Raw genomic sequence first — 17,249 nt, forward strand, 5'->3', positions numbered from 1 at the left:
GAATAGGGGGAATCCACCACCGAAGCGGAGGGGCAGCAATGTCCTGCGAGGTCTTTCCTGCGCGCGATTGGAGCAATGAATTTCAGATTCACGACACGCTGGACACTCCTCTCCCTCGTTTTAGGGAATCCCCAAAACCCCTGGCCTCGAGCACGCTTGGCGGATGCCATCGGTTGGATAAGAGCGCGTGTGACAAGGCGGCCGTCCGGCGGAGTCGGATTGCCATGGGGAGGTGCTCCGGACCCGACCCGGAGTTCCTCCATCGAGGCGAGAGCCAAGGAGAAGCCATGAAGTTTCCCGCTGCGTACGTCATATGGACCACCTGCCTCTGCGCCAGCATCACGGCGTGCGATGCCCCGTCCGGAGAGGTGCCACCTGCCATGGCCCCCTCGGCGGCCACGCACGTGGAGGCGACCGCGCCGGCATCCGCGCCCAGGCCACACGTCGACTCCAGGACAGCTGGCCACTACTTCGTCCGCCGCGACCTCGGCCGCGTCCCGCGTGTCTTCACCGAGAAATCACGGGCCACGGGGGAGGATGTCCGTGGAGTGTTGAATGACGTGGCGTCGGAGTTCCGCATCCGGGGCGAGGACCTGGTGTTCCGCAAGCAGAACGTGGACGAGCAGGGCCACCGGCACTTGCGCTTCCAGCAGTTCCACGGGGGCTTGCCCGTCATCGGTAGCGCCCTGGTGCTCCACGTGGATTCCCAGGGAGCCGTCTACGCGGTCAACGGCAACGCACGGGGTGGTGGCCGCGTTTCGAGAGAGGGCGTGATACCGCCCGAGAACGCCGCCCAGGTGGCGGTACGTGGTTCGCGTGCGGAGCCCGCCATGGCCGTGGGCTCCCCGAAGCAGGTATTCCTCCGTCCCGAAGGTGACGAGGAGATGCATCTGGCATGGCAGGTCCAAGTCGAAGGCCAGCGCGCGGGCATCCCCTCCAAAGACCTGGTCTATGTGGACGCGCATGATGGCGAATTGCTCGCCGTGCATCCGCGCATCCACTCCGCGCTCAACCGGCGCATCTACAACGGAAACAACGCCTCCACGCTGCCCGGTACGCTGGTCCGCGGCGAGGGCCAGGCTGAGCACCTCGACCCGGTCGTCAACACCAACTACGACCATCTGGGCACGGTGTATGACTGCTACAGCGAGCTGTTTGGCCGTGACTCCATCGACAACGCGGGCGCGGCGCTCCTCAGCACCGTGCACCACCGTGTCGCCTATGTGAACGCCTTCTGGGACGGCACGCAGCTGGTGTATGGCGACGGTGACGGCGTGACCGCCAGCAACCTGGCGAACTCGCTGGACTTGACCGCGCACGAACTGACCCACGCCGTGACCGACCACGAGTCCGAGCTCATCTACTCGGGTGAGTCCGGCGGTCTGAACGAGTCCCTGTCGGACATCTTCGGTGCGGTCTGCGAGTGGTACGGCGACGGCAAGGTCGTCAGCCCTCACACGTGGGAGATCGGCGACGGCATCTGGACGCCGCACATCCCGAACGACGCCCTGCGATACATGGCCAATCCCACACAGGATGGCGACTCACTCGACTGCTACAGCGACTACTCCTCCGGCGTGGATGTGCACTACAGCTCGGGTATCTCCAATCTGGCGTTCTACCTGCTGTCTCAGGGCGGCACGCACCCACGCGCGAAGACGACGACGGTGGTCGCGGGCATCGGCATCGAGAAGGCCGCGAATATCTTCTACAAGGCCAACAGGGACATCCTCATCGCCAGCTCCAACTTCGAGGCGGCCAAGACCGCGACCGAGCAGGCCGCCGCACAGCTGGGCTACGACGCCGCTACCATCACCTCGGTGAGCAACGCCTGGAAGGCGGTATGTGTCGGCGTTGAAGTGGAGGCCCCCCTGCCCGACCCCTGGCTGTCGATGACCGGCCTTTCGGGTAGCGCGGGCTCCTTCCAGCACTGGAGTCTCGATGTCCCCGCCGGCAAGTCGAAAGTGACCTTCAAGGTCAGCGGCGGCACGGGTGACGTGGACCTCTACGCCAGATTCGGCGCGCCGCCGACAACGACGACCTACCACTGTCGTCCGAACCTCAGCGGCAACAACGAAACCTGCACGTTCACGCTGCCGCAGGCAGGCAGGTACCATGTCAGCCTTTACGGGAGGTCAGTGTTCTCGGGAGTCAACCTGACCGGCACGTTCGACGATCCACCCCTCTGCCCGCCCTGGCGCTGGCCCTGGCCCTGGCCCATCCCCGTGGTCCCTCCTCCTCCGCCCCCACCGCCCTGGGACCCGATCATCAATATCGCGGACAGCATCGTCGGCCACTTCAACTACTGGACGGTCGATGTCCCTTCGGGCCAATCGGCCGTGACGTTCGCGCTCAGCGGCGGCACGGGTGACGCGGACCTCTATGTCAACTTCGGCACGGCCCCGACGACGACGGCCTACCAATGTCGGCCCTATCTCGGCGGCAACACCGAGACCTGCACGTTGACGGCGCCGACGGCGGGCACGTACTTCGTCGGCCTCCGCGTGTACTCGGCGTACTCGGGCGTCACGCTGACGACATGGACCGGGCTCGGCCACTCGGAGTGAGCGGGCCGCCGGCTCTTGCTCCCCGGTCTTGACCTTGGCCGCGGACTATCGGACGCCCCGACGGGAGGAAGGTCCTTCCCGCGGGACAGCGCACCAACGGACCGGCGGAGGCGCTTGCGAGCCCCGCCGGTCCCACGCGCCGTGATTAGAACAGGTCGTGCGCGGGCCAGGCACTGACGCCATTCACGACGCTCCACATGAGGCTGTCGAGGTTGATGTCCGACGTGCCCGAGCCGGCCCTGTTGTTGGAGTTGGTCATGGCGGACCAGGTGAACTCCTCGGCGCGGCTCGGCCCATAGCGGTCATCGGTCCGCACCAGCAGGGCCAGGGTGCCCGGGACATAGCCGCCGTGCCACCAGTTGGGGAGGCTGTTCACGGACCAGCCCTTCGCATAGTTGACGGGGTTGCCCAAGGTATCGGGCGCCGTCGTGCGCGTGGTCATCGTGGTGAGCGAGCTTGTGCTCAGCAGGTCCGGGACGGTCGAGTACCCGTCCGCTCGAACGGAGACGCGCAGCAGGTCGATGGGCGTGACGACCCAGCCGCCGTGCGCATCCATGCGACGCACCGGCATGCCGTATGGATTGAAGGCCCCCGCGCCAAGCTGGTAGTAGACGACCTCGTTCGACAGACGCGCGGCCAGTGTATCGCCTCCGACGGCGAAGCTGGTGGCGCCGCTGGGCGTGAACACCTGGCTTTGCATATAGGCGTCATAGGTCATCCCCGTGACGCGTTCGATGATGCGACCCAGGACGCTGTAGCCGAAGTTCGAATACTGGTACGTCGTCCCCGGCGCGAACTCGAGCGACACGTTCTGCAACACCCACTGGATGAGCTGCGCGTGCGTCATGCTCGTGTTCATGAACATGGGGTCACCCGTCCCATCCGCGCCGTCGTTGTCCCAGCCGCCCGCGGTGTGCTCCAGCAGTTGCTGGACCGTGATGTTCAGGACGCGGCTGTCCCGGTAGGTGCCCTGCGCGCCGTACGTCTCACCGAGCAATCCGCCCCGGCCGAAGACGCGGTCCGTCAGTTGAATCTGGCCGTTCTCAATCAGCTTCATGATGCCGATGGAAGTCATCGGCTTGGACACACTGGCGACGCGGAAGCAGTGGGAGGAGTTGACCGGGGTGCTGTTGGCCTGGTCGGCCAGGCCATACCCCTTGGCGAACACGAGACGCCCGCGGCGCGTGATGGCCAGCGACAGGCCGACGGTGTTCGTGTTGGACATCGCCTGCTGGACGGTGGTGTCGATGTGCTGCAGGTCCGCCGCGCTGAACGTCAGGTTCTGCCAGACCAGCGCGAACTCGGGCTGGCTCCCATTGTTGTGCGCCGCCACCACGACGGGGCGGTATCCCTGGTTCTTGAGGTCCGTCGCGGCCTGTTGGTAGCCAGCGGAGGTGAGGCCATGGCGCGCGGCAATCGGAATCCCCGCTGACGCATGGAAGATGGCCGCATACCGGTCCGTGCCGCCCACGTTGTAGCTGCTGACCTTCGCGACCTGGTAGCCCTGGGACGCGTTGGTATTGAACGTGGACTGGTACTGGGCCGCGGTCAGCCCGTGATAGGCCCGCGCCGCCGGCCCGCTGGTCTGCTCCCAGACGGCCGCATAGCGCTCAGCGCCACCGGACGTGTAGCCACTGACGTGCACGAGCCGGTAGCCCTGCCCGGTCCAGGTGTTGAACTCCGTCTGGTACTGGGCCGCGGTCAGGTCGTGGCGGGCCACCCACGCGGCGACCCCGTCCGAATGGAAGATGACCGCGAAGTAGGCGACGCCTCCGACGCTGTAGCCGTTGACCACCACCGGGCGGTATCCCTGCGCGTTTTGATTGACGGCGGTGGTCTGATACTGCGCGGAGGTCAGCCCGTGGAAGGCCCGCCAGGCCGGGCCGCTCGTCTGCTCCCAGATGGCCGCGTAACGGACACTGCCTCCGTCTTCGTAGCCGCTGACATAGGAGAGGCGATAGCCTTGCCCGGTCCAGGTATTGAACTCCGTCTGGTATTGGGCGGCGGTGAGCGCGTGGCGGGCAACCCACGCATCATAGGGTCCGGCCAGGGCCTGGGACGTGGAACCAGGAGGGACGTGGGACGATTCCTCCGCAACCCCGCATCCCACCAGGGAGACCACCAGCACTGACAGGACTGTCAGAAGCGGCTTCATTCCAAGAGACTTCATGCTCGAGAGCTCCTGCTTGACGTTGATGCTACCGACAGGAAACGAACCCGGAGCGAATTCCACCTCAACCGCGGCCAGAAAAAATCGTTCGCTACTCTAACCCTTGACTGAACGCGCTTTCAGCCCCACCCTGTGCGCGTGAAGGCACGCCCCATCGACAATCCGCCCAACCCGTGGGCGAGCACCGCGGTGGAGTACCTGGACGAAATCCCACCCTCGCGGCTGGAAGTCTTTGAAGACCACAGCAAGCAGGTCGTCTCGCACAACGACAGCCCGGACGTGGGCTTCAGCTGGAGCGTCAATCCCTACCGGGGCTGCCTCCATGCCTGCGCGTACTGCTACGCGCGGCCCACGCACCAGTACCTCGACTTCGGCGCGGGCACCGACTTCGAGACGAAGCTCGTCGTGAAGCCCCGCGCGGCGGAATTGCTGCGCGAGCACTTCGAGCGCCCGTCCTGGAAGGGCGAAACCGTCGTCTTCAGCGGCGTCACCGACTGCTACCAGCCGCTCGAGGCCTCCATGCGCCTCACTCGCGCCTGCCTGGAGGTCTGCGCCGAGTACCGCAACCCCGTGGGCATCATCACCAAGGGCGTGCTCATCGAGCGGGACCTCGACGTGCTCCAGCAAATCTCGCGCGACGCCCGGCTCTGGGTCAGCATCAGCCTGCCCTTCCACAACGCGGAAGTCGCACGCGCCATGGAGCCGTACGCGGCATCCCCCCAGCGGCGGCTGCTCGCGATTCGCCGCCTGGCCGAGGCCGGCCTCAACGTGGCCGTCTCCGTGGCCCCCATCATCCCGGGGCTCAATGACGAGGACATCCACCGCGTGCTCACCGCCGTGCGTGAAGCCGGCGCCAGCCGCGCGCACTTCACCCTGGTGCGCCTGCCCGGGCCCGTGAAGGACGTCTTCGAGGAGCGCCTGCGCGCCAAGCTGCCCCTGCGCGCCGAGCGCGTCCTGCACCGCATCCGGGAGATTCGCGGGGGGGAGCTCAACGACTCCCGCTTCAAGCACCGCATGCGCGGCGAAGGCCTCTACGCGGAGACCATCCACCGCCTCTTCGACACGACGGCGCGCAAGGTCGGCCTGCGCACCTCCTACATCACCGAGGACGCGCCGGACACCTTCCGGCGTCCGCCGCGCAAGCCCCCGCCGTCACCCCAGCTCAGCCTCTTCTGAAGGCGTGTGGGGCCCCGGCCGCTATTTGCGTATCGCCTGGACGATGCTGATGAGGATGACCGCCCCCACCGTGGCTACCGCCAGCGAATAGAGGTTGAGCCCCGTCACACCCCGGCCGCCCAGCAGGCTGAACAGCCAGCCGCCAATCATCGAACCGACCACACCGGTCGCGATGTTGGCGAAGATTCCCATCTTCGCATTCGTGCCCTTGATGATGCTCGCCAACCAGCCGGCGATTCCACCCAGCACCAGCCACGCGCAAATACCACCCATGTCGTCCTCCTGACCGGCCGGTTGCTATCAGACCCGGCGTCGCCGTGCAGCCGGGCACGTTCCTACTACGCGCCACGCATCCACGTATTTCAAGCGTCACCCAGGGCGCCCGAAAACGCGAAGACGCCCCGTGCCTCTCACCGAGACACGGGGCGCCCGAGGTGACGCGAGGTGTGACGACTCGCTCAGTCCTTGCCGAGCATCCCGTCCTTCAGGCCGCCATCCACCGGGTCCTTGCCCAGCCACACCGAGAAGAGCGCGTCCGCGAAGTCCTTGCCCTCCACGGAGATGTCCTCGCCACCCTTGGTGCTCTTCACCTCGGTGCCCTTGCCCGGCACGTAGGTCAGGATGAGCTCGTCACCCTTCTTCAGGTCCGGGATGGACGCGTTGAACGAGTCCAGCTTGGGCTGGAGCGCGGGGAGCTTGGCGCCCGCGTTCTTCTTGAAGCCGTCCGAGATGGCCTCGGTGATGGTCTTCTTGTCCAAGTCACGAAGCATGTACATGCGGACGCGCTTGGTTTCGTCCGCGGCGATGATCTGCGCCGCGTCCTTCGACGGCGTCTCCAGATACAGCCCCACCGTGTAGACCTTGAAGACGACCTTCTTGCGAAGGCCCACACCGTTGAGCTTCAGCTCCTTGTCGCCCACCTTCGCGGTGTCCGGATAGTTCACCCCGGCCACTTCCTTGGCGAATGCGGGCACGGCGAAAAGCAGGCAGAGCGCGACGGCGGGCAGCGTGGCTTTCATGAAACCCTCCAGATGAGTTGTTCCGCGAGTTCGACGGAGACTACCCGCGGGTCTTCACGAAATGTTCCATGAAGGTGACAAGGGTGCGCACATTCTCCACAGTCACGGCGTTGTACGTGGAAACCCGGATTCCGCCCGCCGTCCGGTGCCCCTTCAGCCCCACCATTCCTTGCTGCTTCGCGTCAGCGACGAAGGCCGCGTCGAGTTCCGGCGTGGGCAGGTGGAACACGACGTTCATCACCGAGCGGGACTCGCGCTCCACCGGCGCCCGGTAGAAGCCGGAGAGCCTGTCGAGCGCGCCGTACAAGAGCTCCGCCTTCTGGCGGTTCCACGCTTCAACCTGCTCCAGGCCGCCCACGCTCTTCATCCACGCGAGCACGTTGCGCACCAGGTAGATGGCCAGGGTGGGGGGCGTGTTGTAGAGCGAGTTGTTCTCCGCGTGGACGGAGTAGCGGAAGATTTTCGGGATGTCCTTGCGCCCTCGCGCGATGAAGCCCTTGTCCGCCACCACCAGCGTCACGCCGGAAGGTCCCAGGTTCTTCTGCGCGCCGGCGTAGACGAGCCCGAAGCGCGACAGGTCCATCTTCTTCCATAGGAAGTCGGAGCTCATGTCGGCCACCAGCGGGACGGTGCCCACGTCCGGCGTCGTGTGCCACTGGGTGCCGTAGATGGTGTTGTTGCTCGTCAGGTGGACGTACGAGGCCTGGGGGTCCAGCTTCAGCTCGTCCTGGCGGGGGACCCGCGTGTAGTGCTTGTCGGACCGCACCGTCGTCACCGCGACGCGGGCCTTGCCGTAGTACCTCGCCTCGTCGAGCGCCTTCTCGCTCCACACGCCCGTCATGAGGTAGTCCGCGCTCGTGTCGGGGGTGAGGAAGTTCATCGGCACCTGGGCGAACTGCTGCGACGCGCCGCCGGTGAGGAAGAGCACCTGGTGGGTGGACGGCAGTCCCGTCAGCTCGGTCAGCAGGGCGATGGCCTCGTCGTGGACGGCCTCGTATTCCTTGCCCCGGTGGCTGTGCTCCATCACGGACATGCCGGAGCCCTGGAAGTCGAGCAGCTCGTCCCGGGCGCGCTCCAGGGCGGGCAGGGGCAGGCCGGCGGGGCCAGGGTTGAAGTTGATGACGCGCATGGCGGGGTCCTTCGCGAAAATGAAACGGCGGGGTGCATTCTTCTCCCCAAGCCCCCCCTGGGAGCCAGTAGGAAGCAGTCCGCTCCGCCCGCTTCCTCGCGGGGTCAGGGGACGGTCGAGTCAGTCGCGTGGCCACCGGACACCGCCGGGGGTCTTGGAGGACAGGTGGGTTCCACGGAGGGACTGGCGGAATGGGTGCGGCGCGCGGCGAATGGGGAGGCTTCCGCCTTCAGTGAGCTGTACCGGCGCACTCGCCCCCTCGTGGCGAGGCTGATGGCGGGGTTCGCCCCGCTGGACCCCGACGAGGTGGAAGACGTCATCCAGGAGACCTTCGTCCGGGCGTTCCGGGCCCTCCCCCGACTCAAGGAAGCCGGGGCCTTCGAGGCGTGGCTCCTGTCCATCGCACGCAACCGGGCCCGGACCCGGCTGGAGCGCAAGGCGAGCGTGCGGCGCCTGGAAGACGACATCGCGGACCCGGAACCGGAGACAGTCCCGGCCCTTCCGGAGGCCCTCCAGCTCGAGCGCGACATCGAGGTGGTCCGACAGCTCATTTCCGAGCTGCCCGAGGGCGAAGAGAAGCGGACAGTCCGGCTCTTCTATATCGAAGGAGAGCTGTCCGCGCGCGAGATTGCCGAGCAACTGGGTGTGGGAAAAAGCGCGGTGACGATGAGACTCGAGCGCTTCCGGGGCCGTATCAAAAGAGAGTTGCTGCGGCGAGTGCTCGCCGGACGTTGGGAGTGAGAGGTCATGAGACACCTGGATGACGAGGCGCTACACGCTCTTGCCCGTCGTGAGCCGGACGCGGTGAAGTACTTCCGCGAGCACCTGGCCACCGCGTGTGAGGCGTGTGAAAGCTTCCTCGCCACCCACTCCGGCCCCGACGTCCTGGATGGACAGGTGGACGCGGTGCTCCTCGCCCTGGCCCCGCCCCAGAGCGACGCGCCGCTGGACGAGGTGGGCTTCGCGCGGGTGCGACGGCGGCTGCGCGCGCCCCGGCTGGACACCCGAAAGTGGGGCCTCATCGCCGGGGCCGTAGCCGCGGGCCTGCTCGCGGTGGTCGTGGTGCCCCGGCTGCGTCAGGGAGGCACCGGGGTGGAGGTGGGGACCGCGTCCCAGGAGCCCGGGGTGAAGGGCCAGGTGGGGCGCATCGCGCTGGAGCTGGCGGTGGTGGTTCGGGGCGCGGATGGCAGCCTGCGCCGATTGGACCCGGACACCCAGGTGGACTCGCGCGACGTGCTCCTCCTGCGCTACCACGCCACCGAGGCGGGCACCGCCCTGCTCTTCCAGCAGCGCGCGGGCGAGGAGCCCCAGTTGCTCGGACCGTTCGACCTGGAGGCGGGAACGCATGACCTGCAGGACCCCCAGGGCCTCTCCGGCGTCAGCCTGGAGGGCGAGTCCGGCCCGCTGACGCTGTGGCTGGCCGCCTCCCCCACGGGCCTGCAACCCTCGGTCGACGAGGTGAAGCGCGTGCTGGTGGGAGAAGGTGAGCGATGGGAACAAGGCACGCTGGCGGTGACGAGGTTCGACGTCCGCGTCCGAAGCAGCCAGAATCCCCGCTGATCAGGTGAATGTGAGGCGCCTTCTTCCCATCCTGCTGGCCGCGCTGACGGCGTGCGCGGGTCCTTCGTCCCTGGGGACGGAGAAGGGCGGACTGGTGCCGCTGCGGCTCGACGAGGAGGCGCTGTCGAGCGCGTACACGCCCCGGCGCATGGCGCTGCTGGTGGGAATCTCCGAGTTCGACGACCCCCATTGGCGCGGCCTGCGCTACCCCGCCAAGGACGCGACGGACCTGGCGGCGGCGATGTTGGACCCGGCGCGCGGGCGGTTCGACCAGGTGCGTGTACTCACGCGGCCCGAGGAGACGACGCGCGCGGCCATCCTCGCGGCGCTGCGGGAGCTGCGAAAGCAGGCCCACCGGCCGGACGACGTCGTCGTGGTCTATTTCTCCGCGCACGGCACCCTGGCCCGGGATGCCACGGGCGAATTGCGCCGCTTCCTGGTGACGAGGGACGCTTCTTATCGCGCCATCGCCCAGACGGCGTTGTCCATGGATATGCTGAAAGCGGAGTTCGACGCGCTCTCCAGTCGGCGCCGGTTGCTGGTGCTCGCCTCCTGTCACAGCGGCAACGGCAAGTCGCTGTTGCCCAAGGAGCTGGAGAAGGAGCTGTCCGGGGTCAAGTCCGGCTTCTACGCGCGCCCGCTGGAGGAGTCCTCGCGAGCATCCATGGTGTTCGCCGCCTGCGACTGGGGCGAGACGGCGCGCGAGGACGAGGGGCTGCGCAACGACATCTACACGCACTTCCTCGTCGAGGGCCTGGGCGGCGGCGCGGACCGCAACACGGACGGCGCCGTCACCGCGACGGAGGCCCATGACTACGCGCGCCGGCGCACCTTTGCCTTCACCGAGGGCCGTCAGCGCCCCTCGGCGGAAATCCTGGAAGTGGGCGCGGACCCGGTGGTGCTGTCGGGCACCATCGCCCGGACGGGCCGGCCGGAGCTGTTCTCCTACAACCCCCGGCTGGACGGCTTCACGCTGAAGGTCGACGGGGAGGCGCGCACGGAGCTGCCCGGCGGCGCGGCGGTGGTGCCCGGCAAGCGCACGGTGGAGCTGACCAAGGGCGACGCGGTGCTGATGCGCCGCGACGTGGAGGTGAGCGCGGGGGAGCGGCTGCCTTTGGAGCAGCTCTTGTCGGAGGCGTTCCCCCGGCGCTCGCTGTCGCTGCTCGGGGGAATGTTCACCTTCGCGGACGCGCGCAGCCGCGCGGAGCTGCTGCCCCTGGCGCCGGAGGTCGCCGTGTCGCTGCGGTTGGAGGACCGGCCGCTGCGCGATTTCGGACTGCTGTTCGATGTGGGCTTCAGCACGGGCCGGCGCGCGCTCCAGCTCCAACCCGGGGACGAGGTGCCATTTCGCTACACCACCTTCTCCGCGGGGGTGGCCCTGCCCTACCTGTGGAGATGGGAACGATTGACGCTGTTCGCCGGTCCCCGCGTGGCCGCCCTGTACCTGGGGCGGTCTTTCGATGTGGAGACCTTCCCCGGCGGCCAGCGCTTCTTCACGGTCAGCCCTGGCGTGGTGGGAGGCATGGTGGTGAGGGTGGGTGAACGTCTGGAACTGATGACCCAGGCGCAGCTCATGCTGACCTACGTGGTGGTGGATGGAGAGGGACAGGCCGTGGGATTCACCGGCGGCTGGGCCGGTGTGGGGTATCGCTTCTGATGGGCTCGAGACAACACATCGCGTTGGGTGTCTTCCTGGTCCTGGGCCTGGGAGCGTGCGGCAATCTGGAGAACGCTCCGTTGCGAGTGGGGACCATCGAAGGCCAGCTCACGGAGTTCGACCCGGAGGTGGCCGTGGTGTCCCTCGTCGGGGCCCATGAGGTGCGCTCGGCGGTGGATGCGGAAGGAAGGTTCAAGCTGGAAGGCGTGCCCACCGGGCCTGCGGAGCTGTTCGTGGTCGCCACGGCGGAGAAGGCGACGCGGGTGTCGGTGAAGGTCGCCGGCGGCCAGTCCGTGAAGCTCCAGCGCGTGGCCCCTCGGGACGCGGGCTTCTTCGAGATGCGGGTGAAGTCCTCGCACGGCGAGCGGGTGGCCGGCGTGCAGGTCTCGGTGCGGGACACGCCCTTCGAGCGGCTCGTCCTGGATGGCGCGGGCCGACTGCGCGTGGGCCCCCTGCCGGATGGGTGCTACGCGCTGAGCATCGCCGGGGTGGGCTTTCCGGAGGTCCAGGCCGAGGCGTGCGTGGGCGCTGGCGAGAAGAAGGAGCTCAAGGTCCAGTTGGAGGCCAACGAGGAGCTGCTCAACCGCTGCGGCCTGACGGGCTGCGCTGACGGCCTGGTGTGTGGCCCGGGCGGCAGCTGCGTCGAGTGCGTGCTGGATGGCCAGTGTGGCGCGGGGATGATGTGCAAGGGCTTCCGCTGTGCGGCGGCTGGGCCGCGCTGTGGCGCGTGCCAGGACGACGGGAGCTGCCAGGTGGGCGCCGCGTGCCAGCCCCTGGCCGAGGGCGGCGTCGCCTGCGTGAAGCAGTGCAGTGAGTCGGTGAACGAGGAGGACATCGCGGCGAACCGGTGCGAGGCGGGCTTCACCTGCCAGCAAGGCAGTTGCCTGCCGGACCCCGCGCGCTTCGTGGGCTGTGGTGCGCTGCTCCAGTTGGGCGCGGAGTGCGCGGACGACGTGCGCTGCCAGAAGCTCGGCCTGTCGGGCGGGCTGTGTCTGGAGGGTCAGTGCACCGTGGCGTGCACCCAGGACCAGGAGTGCCCGGGGGTGTCGCGCTGCGAGGACTCCGCCGTCGGCCAGGTGTGCTCGGTCCGCAACTGAGTCGCACCGAGGCCCCGCGACGGAGTCACGCGTCGGGCGACAGCACCAGGCCGTCTCGCGACAGACGCACCACCGCGCCCAGGATGTCGGCCTCCGGCATCCCCGTGGCCACCGCGACGTCCGACGCGGACAGCCCCTCCACCGCCATCTTCAGCACCAGCAGCGCGTGCGGCGTGGCCTCCTGGTAGTACGTCACCAGTTGCGCCGGATGACGCCACAACAGCGCCAGCTCGTCACCGGGCTGGGGCACCGCGACTTCGCCCTTCGCGCGCACGTAGGCGCAGATGCGGTACGGCTGCTCCAGCACCATCAGCGTGGGATTCGGCGTGAGGCGCTCCACCCGCTCGGGTGACTCCGCCTGGGACGAGAACACCGCGAAGTCCGACCACTCGAACCGCGCCAGCGCGGGGGCATGGGGAGGAAGTCCGCGCGACGACACCCCGTCCGCGACGAAGGCAGGGAAGCCCTCGCCCATGTGATTCACCTCGTGGTGCCGCGCGGGCCGGGTCAGCGTGTAGTCCTCCACCAACGCGTTCCACGCCTCCCCGCCCACCGCGCCTCGCAGCATCGGGAAGAGCTTCTCCAGCGCGCTTCGCACATGGCCTCGCACGAAGTCGCCGTAGAGGGACACGCGCGAGGAGGGCGCGCGCCACTCCGGATGCGCCGTGTACAGCTCTTCTAGCGACTCTCCGCCCGGGCGCGCGAGGTAGGTGCCCATGCTGTCGAAGAAGTGCTTCAGCGAAGGCTTCATCGCCCTGCCCCTTCCCGCAGCGCCGCGCGCGCCAGGTCCGCCTCGTCCAGCACCGCCTCCATCGACGGGATGTCCTGGTCCCACTCGATGAGTGTCGACACCGGACCGGTGCGCTCCAGCACGTAGCGATAGAGCGACCACACGTCGTCGCAGACGCGGTCGCCGTGCGTGTCGATGATGACGTCCGGGTAGATGGTGTGGCCCGCGAGGTGGATCTGCACCACGCGCTCCAGCGGCAGCGCGTCCATGAAGGCGCGTGCGTCGTAGCCGTGGTTGCGCGCGTTGACGTAGACGTTGTTCACGTCCAGCAGCAGCCCGCAGTCGGCCTCCTCCACCACGTGCCGCAGGAAGTCGGCCTCGGACAGCGTGCCGCCGGGCATGTTCGCGTAGTAGCTCGGGTTCTCCAGCAGGAACGGCCGGCCCACGCGCGCCACGACTTCACGCACGCGGGGCACCACGTGCTCGACGACGGCTTCGGTGAAGGGCAGCGGCAGCAGGTCATGCAGGTACACGCCGCCCAGCCGCGAGTAGCACAGGTGGTCCGAGAAGAACGGCGCGTCCACGCGCTTCACCAGCGCCGCGAGCCCCGTGACGTAGTCCACGTCCAGCGCATCCGGCCCGCCGATATCGAGCCCCACGCCATGCGGCAACACCGGCCAGCGCTCCCTGCACGCGTCCAACGCGCGCTGCGGGCGGCCTCCGAGCGACAGGAAGTTCTCCGGGATGATCTCCACCCAGTCGAGCGCCCGCTCGGTGCGCGGCAGCTCCTCGTAGAAGCTCCTGCGCAGGCCAATGCCCACGCCCAGGGGCTGAAGCCCGTGTCTTCGCGCGTACGTCGCCACCACGGCCAGCCACCTCCTGGGAGACAAATGAACCGGGCGGCGGGAGGTGCTCTTCCCACCGCCCGGAAGTCGGCGCGAGGAGGCAGGTGTCGTCACCTGCCCCCGGTGCGCCGAGGACTACTTCTTCTGGCCGTTGCAACCGCCAGCGCCGCAGCCGTGCTCGGCGCCCTTCTCAGGGGTCGCGGCGGGGGCAGTGCCCTCCTGCTTCTGCGCGCCGCAGCCCGCCTCGGCGCCCTTGCCGTCGGCCTTCGCCGCGCCACAGGAGCCCTCGGCGCCCTTCTCGGCGGCGGCCGGCGTGGCCTCCGCGGACTTGGTGGACGCACAGCCGGTGGCGAGGGAGGCCAGGGACAGGGTGCCGACGATCGCCGCAAGAGCCTTCGCGTTCATGGTGTTGCTTCCTTTCGGTGCTGCGTTGAGGGGGAACTACAGGTTGAACTACATGAAGCCCCAGACCCCAGGAGCGCGACAGGCACCCACGGGGCTCTGGATGTGGCGGACCTCATTTACGGATGTCAGGGGTTCGCGGATGCATCCGGTACGCAACATCCTGCCCACCGGTTACATCCCGCGAGCCGCGCCACTCACCGCGACACATCGCGGATACGCCGACCCTCCATCGCCTCACGCAACGAGCTGTCCCGGGCAGACACCAGCTCGATGCCCTCGGCTCCCGCCGTCACACCCAGCGCTTCTAGCAGACCTTCCTGCTCCGCAAAAGCCACGCGCCGCAGGTGCCGCGCGAGCAACGCGTCGAACAGCGGCTGCCCCGCGACGGCGTCCACCGCCACGCCAAAAGCACCGAACGTGGAAGTGGGCCCCCGCTCCGCGAGCAACTCCAACACATCCTCCAGGTGGCGCCGGTTTCCAGTGACACGGCGGATTTCCACATCGAGATGCAGCGCGAAGAGCGCGCCCGTCCAATAGGTGCCGAGCGCGAAGTCACCGTCGGTGACGACCTCTTCCATCGTGCGGGCTCCCGCCACGCGACGAGCTCGCGCGAAGCCGTCCACCAGTTCCTCCCATGCGCGCTCGGCGCTCTGCCGTCCCGAACGCGCGCGGGCCAGCTCCGTGAAGTAGGTGGCCAGGCCCTCGGACAGCCAGGGCACGCGCGGCAGGAACGCGGGATGCGTCAGGTGGAGCATCTCGTGGAGCACCACCCAGTCCCGTTCGAAGGAGGCCGCGCTCGCGTCCTGGCCCACGAGCAGGGAGATGCTGGGCGGGGAGCTCCAGAGCACCATGCCGAAGAGGCTCGGACCTTCGCGTCCGGGCACGGGGATGACCCGCACGGTGACGCGCGGATACGGAAACGCGCGGCGCACGGTGCGCACCTCCTCCGCGGCCTGCTTCAACCAGGCACAGACCTGGGTGTCGTCCACCGAGGTGAAGTGGCCGAGCACCGCCACGTCCAGCACCGCATCCGGCGACACCACCTGACAGCGGCGCCCCCCGAAGCCATGGAACCCGGAGTCCACCAGGTCCTCGGCGCGCAGCCGATACAGGCCGGTGTCATCGGGCTGCCACGGGAGCAGCGCCTCCGTGCCCTCGACGACCAGCTCCACGTGAAGGTCGGGCGGCGCGTGGTTGGGGCGGATGAGGTACGCACGTCCGGCGATGTGCCGCGCGTCGCCCTCTCCCCCTCCCGAGAACAGGTCGGGTCCACGCGCGCCGATGCGCGCATCCAGCTCATAGCGATAGCGCAGGAAGCGGATGTTCGAGGGCAGGAGGACCTGTCCATCCCTCACGCTCAACTCGAGCCGCTCGCCGTCCTCGCGGAACGCGCTCACGGTGTGCACGCCGCCCGGCTGGGTGAAGCGGAACGCGCGCGGCGTGCCTCGCACCAGCACCACCTCGACATCGAGCGCGTGCGTGGGCTCGCGCACGTAGGTGATGTTGTAGCGCAGCGCCGCCGGGTCCTTCGCGGGGCGCGGGCGCGGAACACCCAGGCAGGACAGCGCCACGAGGGCGAGCCCCCACAGCATCGGACGGCCGCGCGCGAAGGACATCGCCACCTCCACCCCGGCCCGAAGGCAAGGTGATGGGAGGCGAGCACCACGCGCGCCCCCGCGCCCTCAGTGTCGCTTTTTCGGAGGCGGCGCGCCCCCCGCCAGCAGGAAGGCTCGCGCGGCCTCCAGGATTTCATCCGAGAGCGGCAGGTGCTTCGTCACCCGCGCGAGCGTCATCGCGCCGAACAGCAGCGCCACCGTGGCGAGCGCCCGTTGTCGGTCGGTGACGCCCTCTCCACCCGGGACATGGTCCCCCAGCTCCTCCGCCAGGGTCTCCAGGCCCTGCGCGAGCGCCTCGCGGGCCTCCGGTGTGCCGCGCGTCAGGTCCGACAGCACCGACGGCATGATGCAGCCCGTCTCCATGTTGTCGCGGATGTGGGGGTTGAGGTAGCGCCGCACGAAGAGGTCGAGGAACTCCGCGCCGCCCAGTTTCTCCAGTCCGCCGAACCAGCGCACCTGCTGGTTCCGGAAGAACACGCGCACGGACTCCTCGAGCAGGGTCTCCTTCGAGGCGAAGTGGGCATAGAAGCCTCCCACCGTCAGGCCCGCGGCCCGCATGACGCGCTCCACGCTCGCGCCTGCGAAGCCCTCCTTCCGGAAGAGCGTCTGCGCCGCCGTGAGGATTCGCTCGCGAGTGGCCTGCTTGTGCTCGGGTGCGTACCGCATCGTCGCGCCCTCTACTCCCGGCCGCCCGGAACCGGGGGCCGGAACACCATGCACGTCGTGGTGCCGTGCGCGTACAGCTTGCCGTCCGCGTCCGTCAGCCGGGCCTGCGCCGTCGCCACGCGGCCTCCCACGTGGATGACCTCACCCGTACACGTCAGCAGACCGGTGTCATGGGAGATGGCGCGCACCATGTTCACGTGCAGCTCCAGCGTGGTGTAGCCCGCACCCACCGGCAGCGTGGAGTGCACCGCGCACCCGAGCGCCGAGTCCAGCAGCGTGGCCGCCAGGCCCCCGTGCACGGTGCCAATCGGGTTGTAGTGGTGTTCCCCTGGCTCCACCACGAACACCGCCCTCCCCTCCGACACCTCCACCGGCGCGAAGCCCATCAACGCCGCGATGGGCGCCCCAGGCACCTCGCCCCGGACGATGGCGCGCAGGTACTCCAGCCCCGACAGCGACTTCGCCGCCGCCACGCCCTCCCGAGGATCTCTCCACGTCACCGTCCTCGTGCGCGTCTCGGCCTTCCCGTCGCTCATGGGCCTCGCTCCTCCCTCATGCAGTGGTGGACACCATCATCCGGATTCCAGATATTCCGTATTGCTGACAATCAGG

At 68.4% G+C, this 17,249-nt stretch carries 16 protein-coding genes; 6 read left to right on the top strand and 10 right to left on the bottom strand.

All coding sequences use genetic code 11. From position 1 onward, the window contains the following. Positions 1-287: 287 nt before the first annotated feature. A complete protein-coding gene (locus HUA76_RS33085) occupies positions 288-2,567 on the top strand; it encodes a M4 family metallopeptidase (RefSeq protein WP_174463098.1) in 2,280 nt (759 codons plus the stop codon). Between the two features lie 145 nt (positions 2,568-2,712). Here HUA76_RS33085 and HUA76_RS33090 read toward each other — a convergent pair whose 3' ends face one another. Continuing rightward, positions 2,713-4,737 carry a serine hydrolase gene (locus tag HUA76_RS33090; RefSeq protein WP_254614641.1) on the bottom strand — a complete coding sequence of 675 codons (2,025 nt, stop codon included), beginning with the start codon at positions 4,735-4,737 and terminating at the stop codon, positions 2,713-2,715. A 138-nt stretch (positions 4,738-4,875) separates the two neighbouring features. On the opposite strand from HUA76_RS33090, the gene HUA76_RS33095 reads away from it, so the two are divergent. After that, on the top strand, positions 4,876-5,913 hold the full coding sequence (locus HUA76_RS33095) for a PA0069 family radical SAM protein (protein WP_141643529.1): 1,038 nt from the start codon (positions 4,876-4,878) through the stop codon (positions 5,911-5,913). A gap of 21 nt (positions 5,914-5,934) precedes the next feature. Here the strand turns inward: HUA76_RS33095 and HUA76_RS33100 are convergent, their stop codons facing one another. The 3 genes from HUA76_RS33100 to serC all read right to left on the bottom strand — a co-directional run bounded on the left by HUA76_RS33100 (position 5,935) and on the right by serC (position 8,061). Then, on the bottom strand, positions 5,935-6,186 hold the full coding sequence (locus HUA76_RS33100; protein ID WP_141643528.1) for a GlsB/YeaQ/YmgE family stress response membrane protein: 252 nt from the start codon (positions 6,184-6,186) through the stop codon (positions 5,935-5,937). Between the two features lie 185 nt (positions 6,187-6,371). Further along, on the bottom strand, positions 6,372-6,932 hold the full coding sequence (locus HUA76_RS33105) for a chalcone isomerase family protein (RefSeq protein ID WP_141643527.1): 561 nt from the start codon (positions 6,930-6,932) through the stop codon (positions 6,372-6,374). A 40-nt stretch (positions 6,933-6,972) separates the two neighbouring features. Further along, complete coding sequence (gene serC / locus HUA76_RS33110) at positions 6,973-8,061, bottom strand: 3-phosphoserine/phosphohydroxythreonine transaminase (RefSeq protein ID WP_174453568.1); 1,089 nt, start codon at positions 8,059-8,061, stop codon at positions 6,973-6,975. Between the two features lie 165 nt (positions 8,062-8,226). Here serC and HUA76_RS33115 point away from each other — a divergent pair, with 165 nt between their 5' ends. The 4 genes from HUA76_RS33115 to HUA76_RS33130 are packed head-to-tail and all read left to right on the top strand — an operon-like array spanning position 8,227 to position 12,375. Next, complete coding sequence (locus HUA76_RS33115) at positions 8,227-8,802, top strand: sigma-70 family RNA polymerase sigma factor (protein ID WP_174453567.1); 576 nt, start codon at positions 8,227-8,229, stop codon at positions 8,800-8,802. 6 nt (positions 8,803-8,808) lie between these two features. Then, entirely contained in the window at positions 8,809-9,621 is an 813-nt protein-coding gene (locus tag HUA76_RS33120; RefSeq protein ID WP_174463099.1) for a hypothetical protein, read from the top strand. A gap of 10 nt (positions 9,622-9,631) precedes the next feature. Then, positions 9,632-11,278: a caspase family protein gene (locus HUA76_RS33125; RefSeq protein ID WP_141643523.1), complete on the top strand. Its 1,647-nt coding sequence runs from the start codon at positions 9,632-9,634 to the stop codon at positions 11,276-11,278. Further along, the gene (locus tag HUA76_RS33130; RefSeq protein WP_174463100.1) at positions 11,278-12,375 is read left to right on the top strand and encodes a carboxypeptidase-like regulatory domain-containing protein; all 1,098 of its coding nucleotides are present in this window, start codon (positions 11,278-11,280) and stop codon (positions 12,373-12,375) included. The genes HUA76_RS33125 and HUA76_RS33130 overlap by 1 nt, the downstream gene beginning before the upstream one ends. Before the next feature lie 25 nt (positions 12,376-12,400). On the opposite strand, the gene HUA76_RS33135 is transcribed toward HUA76_RS33130, so the two are convergent. The 6 genes from HUA76_RS33135 to HUA76_RS33160 form a co-directional block, all read right to left on the bottom strand. Further along, positions 12,401-13,126 carry a DUF2063 domain-containing protein gene (locus tag HUA76_RS33135; protein WP_174463101.1) on the bottom strand — a complete coding sequence of 242 codons (726 nt, stop codon included), beginning with the start codon at positions 13,124-13,126 and terminating at the stop codon, positions 12,401-12,403. Continuing rightward, positions 13,123-13,968 (bottom strand): DUF692 domain-containing protein, encoded by an 846-nt coding sequence (locus tag HUA76_RS33140; protein ID WP_371823550.1) that lies wholly within the window; start codon positions 13,966-13,968, stop codon positions 13,123-13,125. The genes HUA76_RS33135 and HUA76_RS33140 overlap by 4 nt, the downstream gene beginning before the upstream one ends. Positions 13,969-14,085: 117 nt before the next feature. Then, the gene (locus tag HUA76_RS33145; RefSeq protein WP_141643519.1) at positions 14,086-14,355 is read right to left on the bottom strand and encodes a hypothetical protein; all 270 of its coding nucleotides are present in this window, start codon (positions 14,353-14,355) and stop codon (positions 14,086-14,088) included. 194 nt (positions 14,356-14,549) lie between these two features. Then, positions 14,550-15,971 carry a hypothetical protein gene (locus tag HUA76_RS33150; protein ID WP_174463103.1) on the bottom strand — a complete coding sequence of 474 codons (1,422 nt, stop codon included), beginning with the start codon at positions 15,969-15,971 and terminating at the stop codon, positions 14,550-14,552. A gap of 66 nt (positions 15,972-16,037) precedes the next feature. Then, on the bottom strand, positions 16,038-16,637 hold the full coding sequence (locus tag HUA76_RS33155) for a TetR/AcrR family transcriptional regulator (RefSeq protein ID WP_174463104.1): 600 nt from the start codon (positions 16,635-16,637) through the stop codon (positions 16,038-16,040). 11 nt (positions 16,638-16,648) lie between these two features. After that, complete coding sequence (locus HUA76_RS33160; protein ID WP_174453560.1) at positions 16,649-17,173, bottom strand: PaaI family thioesterase; 525 nt, start codon at positions 17,171-17,173, stop codon at positions 16,649-16,651. Positions 17,174-17,249: the final 76 nt, after the last annotated feature.

The organism is Myxococcus sp. CA056, from assembly GCF_013336715.1.
GTDB lineage: Bacteria > Myxococcota > Myxococcia > Myxococcales > Myxococcaceae > Myxococcus > Myxococcus llanfairpwllgwyngyllgogerychwyrndrobwllllantysiliogogogochensis.